This window comes from Sphingobacterium sp. UME9 (genome assembly GCF_014170215.1).
Classification (GTDB): Bacteria; Bacteroidota; Bacteroidia; order Sphingobacteriales; family Sphingobacteriaceae; genus Sphingobacterium; species Sphingobacterium paramultivorum.
In genome coordinates this window covers 31,852-43,457 of the sequence record NZ_LZZP01000013.1, presented here as the reverse complement: position 1 = coordinate 43,457, position 11,606 = coordinate 31,852, and the positions used below count along the sequence as shown (strand labels likewise).

The following is an 11,606-nucleotide window of genomic DNA, read 5'->3' as shown; positions in this document are numbered from 1 at the left end:
GGATTGTTTTTCCAAATGGTCTATTTCAAAAGCCACATCAATTGGTTGATCTCATCATTGCCTTTATATTGGCGCTGCATTGCCTCGTCCAAATTTGCAGAATTATAATTGTACTCTAATGATGGGTAACGCCACCGCATCGGTATTTTATCCGGTGCGACTGAATTCAAACTTGATGTTGGATTGATTTTCCATTTAGGATAGCCCGTTCTTCTGTAATCATAATATGGGGTCATACGACCCTGCAAGTAACTGGCTAAATATTTTTGTGTCATAATAGCCTCCAGTTGTGCTTCGAGTACAACCGGAAATTGATTTCCATAAGTTGCTACTGCTGTATTGATGTAGTTGGCATCCAATGGCATATTATGGGTATATTGAGCCGTATTCGGCGTATTATCCGCTATAAATTTCATTGCGGCTTCAATTCCTTTCTTATACCAATTAACGGAAGATTCGGCAACCCAGCCCCTTGCGGCAGCTTCAGCTATCACAAAACATAGATGTGCATAACTGTATTGTTGTGTTGGTTCACCACTAACTAGTTCCGTATAACGGTCATTCAATTTAGAATAATCATTTTTCTTCTTTAACTCAGCAATTTCACTAAAGGAAAGAGAAGGATCTGTCCCTATGTAAGCGCTAAAATCATTAGATTGTTTGCCGTTTGTGATCTGTAATGCGGAAGGATTCGCATAATAAAATAATCTCCTATCTTGATATTGTTTCAATCGGTCAATAACCTCTGTCGAAACAATAGGATAAATAACAAAGCTATTACTAATCTTATAAAAAGGATAAGTTTGGCTGGCTTTGTCCTCATGAACGACTTGAAAATTATCTGCATTACTACCAAAGATCGGTTTACTGGTCAAGATTGATTTAAAACGATCTTTTATCTTCAGATCGGCATCACTTTCTTTTTTGCTTAATTGAATAAGAACATTTAATGCAAAGCTGTTTACCAATTTGCGCCATTTCGTGACATCTCCAGCGAACAATGGATCACCATCAAATTTTTCACCTTCCGAAAAGAGCTTATCTGCAAGCTCCAATTCATTCAAAATACCCAGAAAAACATCTTTTTGAGTATCATATTTAGGAAAATAAACTTTATCCGTTTCCCCTTTTAATGCATCTTTATAGGGAATATCTCCAACACTCATTGTCCCCTCGTAAAACTTCATGGCACGCGCAAAATACATCAGACCATTATACGAGTTCTTGAGTTTTTCGCTTGTTGCAAACTCTCCCATAAAATGAGCATCGTTGATCGAGGTCATCGAGATATCCCATTCGCCGAGGCTATTGTATTGATATCCCTCTGTTAATTCTGTCCAAGCAATCTCTTTGGTAAGCATATAAGGCTGCATAAAACCTTTAGTTGAGGATTGGCGTGCCAAATTTAATATTATACGAGTAGCCAACATGGAAGGTTTAACAACCGATGGTGTCTCAGGATTGGTATTGATCTCATCAAATTTGGAACAACTTGTCGACATCACCAAAGTACCAAGGGTGATATACGTCAATAATCTTTTCATGTTCATATTTGTCATGTAATTTTTAAAAAGTAAGGTTAATATTGAAACCAATGTAACGCATAGATGGTGAACTTAAATCTTCAGAACCAACATCTGGATCTGAGAAACGGAACTCTTTGGTCCACAACAATAAATTTTGTCCAGTCACACCGACACTGGCGCGTTTGGCTTTAAACTTCGAAGCGATCTTATCGGGCATTCGGTAACTAAGCGACAATTCACGAAGTTTAATGAATGTTTCGTCCCAATAATTCCATCGGCCTGAATAGGCTCGTTTGTAATACCCCTCATATGAAACCACTTTATCATTTGGAGCAAATACACGCGTATCCTCTGTAATCTGACCGTATTTATCATAGGTCACACTACCGGAAACAATTTTAACACCCGGAGCGATAAAGGTTTTATTTCCATTAACCACTTCCTCATAACGGTATGGTGTATCTGAATCAGGATGAGAACCTGTCTGCCATAAACGACCATTCATTGTTGAGTAGGACATCCCTTTAATTCGACCATCTAGGCTAAAACCAAATGAGAAGTCTCTATAACGAAACTGATTTGAAAAACCCCAAAACCATTTTGGCGCAGTATATCCTATTAATTGATTGGCATACTGAGCTGAAATTGGCATCCCAGAACTATTTAGTATCATCTGTCCATCCGGAGAACGCTCCCAGTCCTTATATTCGATATAATCGGCCCGCAATCCTTCCTTAACATATAATGCATCTTTTGAATATTGAGGATCTAACTTGTGGAAATAGCGCATGTTCTGAGAAAGGTTCATCGTAATATCCCATTGGAAATTTTCACGCTTAATCGGTGTACCTCCCAATGTGATTTCATGCCCTTTAGTCATCTCCTCTTCCTTTGTATTTATCAAGCGCTCCTCAAATCCTGTAGTTTTTGAAATCTTAGCTTTGACAATCTGATTGTGTAATAAACGATAGTAGCGGGTATAATTACCATACAACCGATTGTTCAATACCGCGAAGTCAAACCCGAACTCCGTCAAATCGCGTTGCGTAGGTGAAATCGAATAGTCTTTGATAATATTCGGATAGGAGGCTGTTGGCAAGCCATTCCAAACATTGCTTGTAACCGTAAAAGTTGAATTTATCTCATATGGATTCAGTACAGATTTTGTAATAGCCCAAGATCCCCGTACTTTGAACATGTCCAACCAGAGAGGCTTTGATGGAAGTAGGTCCGTAACAACAACACTTCCTGAAACTGAAGGATAAAAATAAGAGCGATGATCCTTCGTTAACGTTGATACCCAATCATTACGTCCAGTAGCTTCCAAAAAGATCGCATTTCGCCAAGACAAAGAAAGACGTCCATAAAGGCCATTCCGCATTTCTTTAACACGCGACTCAACCGCTTTTGCCGGATCGATTGAATTCCGTAATGAATAAAATCCTGGAATTGACAAACCGTTAACCGTATTCGCGATCAAATTATTATCCTTGCTATAGAAAATAGACCCCCCTAATAATCCATCAACTCCCCAGTCGCCAAAATTTTTCTTGGCAGTAAAGATCGCATCATTCGTCGTCGCAAAGCCATCATAATCGGCTTTCATATACTTCCCTTTACTATCAAATCCACCAAAATCTTCAAATCCGCCCCGTGTTCCATATATTCCGATCGGATTTTGCTGAGTCCTTGACTTACCATAATAATCATAACCAGATCGCACCATGAATTTCGCCCAATCGTTAACCTTATAATTCAAGGTAACAGCAGCATTCACCTTATTGACTAATTCGGGAGTAGTTTTTTCGTGCGCGATCAAGTATGGATTGTCATACCATCCTTTATACATCCAATTTTGAGACTGGTCTTTCACCAGCCAATAGTCTTTGTAATCTTTCAAATTATATTCAGGGCCGGTCCACACTAAGATATTATAGATGTATCCTTGATCATTATAGCCAGAACCAAAATTATTAGAGGAAGAACTTCGGTTATAACCAAGCCTAGTTTCCAAGTCAAATTTCTCGCTGATCTTGGTTGTTCCTGTCACCGAAATATTTGTCAGGTTCAACTTTTGATTGGGATACTGTCCTTTATTATAAATATGGTTAATGGATGTTCTTATGCTTCCATGGTCCCCTTGATTAGTAAAGCTGACTGTATTGTTGGTGATGAAGCCTGGTTCCAAAAAGTTTTTAAAATTGTCCTTACCCCTTGACGTAAGCTCACTTACTTCATACTGTTTGCTAATTGGATTCCATTGTTCGGCAGTTCGGCCAATATCCAACTTATCCCCCCAGACATAATCATCATTGTTAAATTTTCCGGACTCGCCCGAAGAATAGCTATGCTGTACCTCAGGCAACGCAAGATAGCCTGAAAAGAACATATTATTGGTATTCACCGTAATCTCTGTTCCTTTCTCTGCTAGACCTTTTTTGGTCGTGATCATGATTGCTCCTCCTTGTCCCTTACTTCCATAAAGGGCGGTAGCAGTAGCTCCTTTCAAGACCGTCATATCCTGGATATTGTCGACAGGGACATCCCTTAGGTCCATATTTTCGTAAGCCACGCCATCAATGACCAAAATAGGTGTCAGTCCACGTACTTCGATTTGTGGTGTTTTGTTAAATTCTGTACTATTCATAACACGTACACCAGAAATACGTCCGGTCAAAGTCGTTCCGACATCTACTCCTTTCACACGAGTCAAATCTTCTCCCTTCACACTTTGAGTTGAATACCCCAAAGCCCTTTGCTCTCTTTTTATTCCCAACGCTGTAACAACAACCTCTTCCAATGCTTCGGAAGATTTGACTAGTTTAATAGTGCCTGCTTGTGTCGACAAAATTTCAACACTTTCATACCCTATATAGGAAATTTGGAGGATCGCATCGTCAGCAGTATCTGGCAGTTTGAAGACACCGCTTCCGTCGGTAGTTACAGCAATGGCAGTCCCTTTAACCCGTACGGTCACACCAGCGATAGGCTGCCCCGTTTCTTGGTCGACAACCTTTCCTCGGATCTCTTTGGCGGCGTTAGAAACTGGCTTGTCGTTTTTCACCTTAGTATCGTTGCCAGTTTTTCTCGATATCACATAAAGCTTCTCATCAATTTTTTTGACCTCAAGATTTCCGTCTGAAATTGTCTGGATATATTGAACAATTTGCTCCTTTTTCAATTTATCAAGGTCAGCGGCTTCATTGATCTTTTGGTTCGAGATCGAAGCGTCATAACCAAATTTGACGTTGAATTTCTGTTCCATTCGCGTGAGGATTTTCCCGATTCCTTCACTGGTTGAAAATTGTGAGGCCATGGTCTGAAGTGCGAGCGACTGAAAGAGCAGCGCACTTCCCATAAGTTTTAAATAGTAATTGGTTCTTTTCATAAATTACTTTTTATGGATAATTGTTTGATTAAATGCAGTATTAAGCATCTTGAGAGATTTTTCCAAATCGCTAGCCGGTAGATAACCGGTATAACTTTCAGTCCGGAAAGAATCGATTAATTCGAGATTACTGTCAGGATAAAGATTATTTAGATCGGCTACGATCTGCGTGAGTGGAACTTGATTAAATGACAAAAGATCACTTTTCCAATTTGAGGCTATAGTTGTATCGGCCTTGGATACATCAAATTGCTTGTGTTGCTTATCATAGGCGACTTTCTCTCCGGGACTAACAACAGAATATTGTCCAGCACGTGAGACCCGTACTTTGCCATGATTCAACACTAGGCTGCTATGTCCTTCAGAACAATTTAAATTAAATGCTGTACCCAATACACGTACATCAAAGTCGCCAGAACTGGCAATTACAAAAGGTTGCTCCGGATTCCTCGCTACCTCAAAAAATGCTTCCCCAGAAAGCTTTATCCGACGTAAACTGTCGGTATCGAAATCTGACAACAATTCAATCTGTGCCCCTTGTCGAAGAGAAACATGTGTACCATCTGGTAATACAAGGCGCTTAACAAATTTTGTCGGATTGGAATAATAAACAACTTCAGAAGCTGTAGTCCCATGTTGTTCCTTAAATTTAAATTGGAATAGGCAGGCGAGACTGATCAACAGTAAACAGGCGGCTGCGGAAATGACAGACCAACGCCTTTTCCAAATAGGTATTACTGGCTGAGTCAACGAGGTCCCTGTAATCGTAAAGAAGATATCCTCGGAAGTTGTTTTATTTAGTTCACAATCGCGATCGTCCAGCGCAACGACTTCCTCCACACCTGGAAGTTCATCCCTGTCACAAGATGTCAGTAAATCAAGAAATATGGCGTTTTCCTCGGGACTAAGTTCTCCATTAAGGAATTTTTTATATAAAGCAGCTATTTTGGAATTCATCATCTATGCCCATCTTTAAATACATATACGTACCTAGATGACCGAAAGACGATGCGGCTCTAAAAAATATTTAAAAAAATCAATAGGGCTATTGAAATCTCAAAATGATCAATAATATATTGCCGAACGAACTTATTGCCTTTAACCAATTGATCTCGAACGGTATTAACGGAAATCCCAAGCCTATCTGCAATTTCCTGATTATCCAAAAACTCTTCTTTACTCAAAAGAAAAATTTCGAGTCGCGCTTTTGGGAGTTTTGAAATGGCCTCACGATAAACTCGCTCCAAATCTTTAAACCGAATAGCTTCCTCATTCGAATTGTCTACCAATTTGGTCTGATCGATATCTGAAGCTTGAAATTGGAATCTGACCTTTTGTTTCCGCAATTCGTCAAACACAAGATTTCGGGCAATCGTATAGAGGTAAGACTGCGGATTTTTATTTCCGTCTAATTCCGCCCATTTTTTCCAAATTCGGGAGAATGTTTCCTGGACCAAATCCGCAGCAGCTGGTTCTTCTTTCAGATGTAAATAAGCATATTTATACACTTTGTCCTTATACAACAAAAAGAAGGTTTTAAAATCCAGGGCATTATTATTTTCAATAGGCATTCTTCATCACATATAATTGATCCTACAAGTTTAGTGAGAATTTTTTAAAATATGCCCATGAAATGCATAGGATGTGCGGCATGTAAGCTCAAGCAAAATAAGTGGTAACAATTTAATTATAATGAATTTACATTAAATTAACACTAGTATCATGGGATATTCGATCAACAAAATAGTGGCCAGGAGACCACACAATCTTCTACAGCAAAGAATAGCCTGACTTAAATACATAAAAAAATTCCATGACATGTATGCCATGGAATTTTTATTTATTTCTATTGATTACAATACTGCTTACTATTTTAACAACGGAAATGGCCCCAAGAAGTAAGTTCCTCGCTTATAAAAACGGAGAAAGAAATCGAGTACCGCATCATTCACTGGAAAGAAGAACTGTTTATCCACCTCCGCCTTAAATAGATTAACATAGTACTTCGGCAACTCGCTTGGGAAAAAATCTTCAACCAAAAGATTCAAAAAATACCGTGCATAAGGTACCTCACTTTGATCATCTTTCTCTACAAAGTTGTTATTCTTTAATGGAAAGAATTCCGCTATACCGCCAAAAACTTCTAAACCCGTTTTTGGATTAAAGAATACCGTAACTTGGGCATCTTCCGTAAGATCCAAATTTGATTCTGGAAGTGGAGATTCTTCTTTGCTCGGATATTTTTGTTGATACTTCTTAAAGAAATCTGTTGCAAATTCCTTCACTTCTTTTCCTTCCATAAACGCAACAGCCGCCTTATGCTCTGACTGAAACAATTTGCCCATATCTTTCAGCTGCTTTTCCGTTTTCTTCAAGCTCTTATCCTTACCATTCAAGGCCTCAATGCGATAAGTCATCTCATACTGCTCCGGTAAATCAAAATTTACCTCATCGCTATTCACAACGGTCATGATTCCAGAGAGATTCCAGGCATCTTTCCATGGCACAATTTCCATATAGAAAGATAAGGTTTCCGTAGGTTCAACAAATTGCTGTATAGAGTCCTTAAAGATTTTAAATGCAGTCTTTGTCCCGATATGTTTTACATGCACATAAAGCTCGTCCGTTTTTACATATTCGAAAAAGCTATTAATGCGATTACCTAAAGTTTTGACAATACCATATAGCGCATGTTCTTTGCCAACCACCTCAGCTACAAATTCAGATGCCTTCAATGCAAACAGATGCAGTCTATAATTATTGAAATGGTTATCTCGAACGCGATAGATCATCTGTTGTAACTGATTCTGATCGTGCTGATATCGCCCTATCTCCGCAACTTGCATCAAATGATTAAGATTGGTGTTATATTCACCCGCTGTCAGGTAATTTGTGGCAACAAGCTTTTCAATAAAATTACGGACTTCAAAATAGTTCGCCCCTTCGTCCAAAACATATTCTAGTTTTAACTTTTCATTTTCAGGAGCAACTTCATAATGTTCTTCCAAGATCGAATAGGCCAAATCTGTAACCAATTGGATCAAACGACCACGGGGATCAATAAATAAATGTGGATTACGTTCACTGAAAAATAACCAGGTCAATACAGCAATATCTTCACTATTAATATCCTCAGCATAATAATCCGTTAGGTCATTATCACTATAAAAAGGCAAAAGTTGATTGTATAGTTCTGTATGGATCGTTCTAAAAGCAGCAAAAATTCCTGTTTTCGCAATAACGTCTTCTAAGTAACACGTTAGATAGATACTCAATGTCTTTAAAGCATCGGTATGGATGAGATCATTTGTCTCTTGCTCCTCAAACCATAGTGTAGATAAACTATCATTGATTTCATTTGCAACGCGTAAGTAATAACTATCTATTTCGTTTGTTTTTTGATAAGTATGGTGTGCTATCCAGTCTTGAATAAAAATTCTGTTTCCTCTCATATGAAAAATGCTAAAACCAAAAGTAGCCAAATTTTCGAAATATCCATACGGGCAAAACACAAACGCGGACGAAAATAATCTACATGAGTTAAAGCAACCGCAAACAGCAAATAACACCCAAGAATCCTTCGTAAAATTTTAAAATACGTCCTTACTGCAAAGCAGACTAACTGGACTAAAAGCAGGCGGTATCTGCCAGAAAAGATAAAATTGTCACAAAAAAAGAGATACCTAAAAGGGTATCTCTTTCTCCAATTCATATATTTTGATGCTAGCCAGTAGCGATCACATTCTTATTACTTCCCAAATGGTCTTGCAATGTCGGATTCAATATGGTACATGTTTTGAGTAAATCACGTACAGGATATTTAGCCACCACATCTTCTAAAGCGGCCAAATGGCGTTCATGATGTGCGTCTGACCCCACAAAATCATACATCCCAGATTTAATCATCGTCAAAGCTGCCGATTTCACCTCAACACCATAATACCGACTGATAGACAACAAGTTCAGCTGTAACATGCAACCGGCGTCCTTAATCTGTTTATACATATTAAAGTTATAATGGTAATAATTATAACGTTCCGGATGCGCTAAAATAGGTTGATAACCGAGATTTTGTATATCCAATATCGTTTGAAATAGTGCTTTGGATTCTTGTAAATAGGACATCTCAATAAGCACATAACCACCGGGCATAACACAGAGTTCATTTGATCCGATGAGATTCACGATCCCATCATCAATCATATGTTCAGCTGCAGCATGAATTTCCGGCATCTTAGGCAGCCCAACCATACCAGCTAATAATTTGTCCTTAGCAGCTTCAATCGTACGAATCGAATTTGGATGTACACCATCCATAATATGCGGTGTACAGATAAATTTCTCGAAGCCCATTCGGCCAAGCCCTTTCAACAATACTAATGACTGTTCAATTGATTGACTTCCATCATCTATTCCAGGAAGGATATGGTTATGCATATCCACCTCCAAGAAGGCCAATTTACCGACAACCTTTACTTTTGATTCCTGAGTTTTGTTTCCAAACAGTTTTGAGAATATCCCCATACCGTAATGTATAAAATCGTTTTTTAGTCTATTTACTTAATTTATTAAACGTCAAAAGTACCATAAACAAGCCAAACGAGCTTAATATTATTTTAACATTATAAAAATATAACCATAATATTACAAAAGACACCCAAACAATAGTGTAATAAAATTGTTTTACAGCCTCCTTTAGTTACTTTTTATTTAATTCCACCAAAATTTGATCGAGTAAATAACTGATCGCACCATCACTGGTCTGCGGCAATCTTGTCGACATTTCAACCTCAGCACGGTTGCCAACAACACCTTTGGAAGTAATTGCGGTACTGCCATATTGATTGAGTTGCTCCAGCGTTGCTTCCCATTGTTTACCTGGCGTAACCCCCATTTCCTTTAACATTGTCGGTAACTTTTGTAGGTCAATAGCCGCAGACATCTTGTTTTGCTTCATCAGTTTTACAAAGTCTTTATTTGCGGGAGCATTCATCTTATTCTGACGAATATCATTTAGGGACAATGAGTCATTACTGACCATTACCAAATCTTCTTTCAAGAGAACATACATTGGAAAATCCTTGGCTTTCTGTTTTGAAAACGCATAAATGCCGTCATAGACTTGCCCAACTTGCTTTGAAACAGCCATGTCCAAGCCTTTTTTTATCAGACGTTGATCCTTTGATGTGAACATCCAAATAAATACTGGAAGTGTTTCTTCCTTCGTCTTTTTCACTTCTGTTGCATTGTAATCATCGTCGTAGGTGTAATCGATATAGTCTTTTTTGAACTTCCGAAGACCGTTCACGACAACCAAATGGTCTCCTGGCATCACCTGGGCAATGGCCTTTTCATCTAGTGCTATTTCGAGAGCCATCAGTCCCCATTCTACGACATCCTGTTGAGGCCCCAACAAACCGCTATAATATTTTGCCATATAGGCAGGCATTTCTCTCAGATAAGCCTCCGAATTAATATTCACATTAAAAAAACCTAAGGTTTTATCCGTTAAATATTTACTGAACTTCGAATTAGGTTTTCGCGCATACATTCTTTTGGTCATCTCAGCAAGGGCCTTATCTAAACCCACAGATCCCTTTAATTTCAGCACATTCCCTTCTTGCACTAAATCCAATAGACCGTCTTGATAACCCGTCTTGAACTTATCCAGTTTAATCCCCATGTAATAATAAGGAAGAGACGTGGTGTAAGGCATAAGACCACGGTACAGATCCTCTACACGAGGAACATACAATCGAACAAGCCCGAGATTCTTTAATACTTTCTCCTGATCTGTAATTGACAAAGACTTATAACTACCTGAAAGCAAACGGGTAACCTCATTCAGTAACCATTTATCGCGCAAGCCATTACGAATAGAATCGTTTTTCCGATTTTGATCTTCATAGGCCGTATAAAGTGAATCATAATAACTAGGATCATGCATTTCAACGGCATCCACCCCAGCAATATCAACAACCGGAGGTAATACTTCCGTCGCTGCGGCCGCTATCGTATCGGGTTCAACGGCGATAGCAACTGGCGGCGCCACTGGAACAGCAAGCGGTTTTTCATCCTCATCCCAGGCCTCAGCGACCGAATCCACAGCGGCTACAGTTGTATCTGCCCAAGCATCTTCGTCGTCGGCTGGACGTGCAACGTAATCCACCTTTTTGATTCCATAACGACTAGCGATCGAATCATTATCCAAAAAGGTAGTATTTGTCGTCGCCGAAATAAATCGAGCAACCCGATCGTTATACACCAACATACTGCCGGCTTTGAGACCTATGCTCGTATAACCATTGGCAAATGCCTTGGGTTCTCCCGTCTCATGAAGCAGTTTCTCAAATTGCCCCCTGTTGTTCAAGGAAAATATAAATTCCGTAAAACTGATACTATCGGTCTTTCTGGTATAAAAATAGGCTGTTTGAGATAGGTCTACTCCTAAATTTTTAATATCATTGCTCGCTGAGATTCCTGATTTTTCAAAAAAACCTGCTTTCTGAAGCAACTCGTTCAGCTTATTTGCATTAGCCTTCTGTACAATATCTTTTACGTTAAAGGCCGCAATCATTTCTGCATCTTCAGGGATCTGTTTGATCAAGTCCTGCGCCTTTACACTTGTCCCAAAAGACAAACAGGCTAATCCTACCAGTATAAATTTTGATTTCATCTTATAAATAATTTTT

At 38.8% G+C, this 11,606-nt stretch carries 7 protein-coding genes; all 7 read right to left on the bottom strand.

Annotation, left to right across the window (positions count from 1 at the left end):
* Nucleotides 1-20: 20 nt before the first annotated feature.
* The 7 genes from A9970_RS19260 to A9970_RS19230 all read right to left on the bottom strand — a co-directional run bounded on the left by A9970_RS19260 (nt 21) and on the right by A9970_RS19230 (nt 11,590).
* A complete protein-coding gene (locus A9970_RS19260; RefSeq protein WP_227550089.1) occupies nt 21-1,544 on the bottom strand; it encodes a SusD/RagB family nutrient-binding outer membrane lipoprotein in 1,524 nt (507 codons plus the stop codon).
* A gap of 22 nt (nt 1,545-1,566) precedes the next feature.
* A complete protein-coding gene (locus tag A9970_RS19255) occupies nt 1,567-4,914 on the bottom strand; it encodes a SusC/RagA family TonB-linked outer membrane protein (protein WP_182983381.1) in 3,348 nt (1,115 codons plus the stop codon).
* Between the two features lie 3 nt (nt 4,915-4,917).
* The gene (locus tag A9970_RS19250) at nt 4,918-5,874 is read right to left on the bottom strand and encodes a FecR family protein (RefSeq protein ID WP_182983380.1); all 957 of its coding nucleotides are present in this window, start codon (nt 5,872-5,874) and stop codon (nt 4,918-4,920) included.
* Between the two features lie 56 nt (nt 5,875-5,930).
* Nucleotides 5,931-6,485 carry an RNA polymerase sigma factor gene (locus A9970_RS19245; protein WP_153844800.1) on the bottom strand — a complete coding sequence of 185 codons (555 nt, stop codon included), beginning with the start codon at nt 6,483-6,485 and terminating at the stop codon, nt 5,931-5,933.
* Nucleotides 6,486-6,782: 297 nt separating this feature from the next.
* On the bottom strand, nt 6,783-8,366 hold the full coding sequence (locus tag A9970_RS19240; protein WP_182983379.1) for a DUF3843 family protein: 1,584 nt from the start codon (nt 8,364-8,366) through the stop codon (nt 6,783-6,785).
* A 271-nt stretch (nt 8,367-8,637) separates the two neighbouring features.
* Nucleotides 8,638-9,438 (bottom strand): tyrosine-protein phosphatase, encoded by an 801-nt coding sequence (locus A9970_RS19235; RefSeq protein ID WP_220801659.1) that lies wholly within the window; start codon nt 9,436-9,438, stop codon nt 8,638-8,640.
* 175 nt (nt 9,439-9,613) lie between these two features.
* Nucleotides 9,614-11,590, bottom strand: a complete 1,977-nt coding sequence (locus A9970_RS19230) for a DUF4836 family protein (protein ID WP_182983378.1) — start codon at nt 11,588-11,590, stop codon at nt 9,614-9,616.
* Nucleotides 11,591-11,606: the final 16 nt, after the last annotated feature.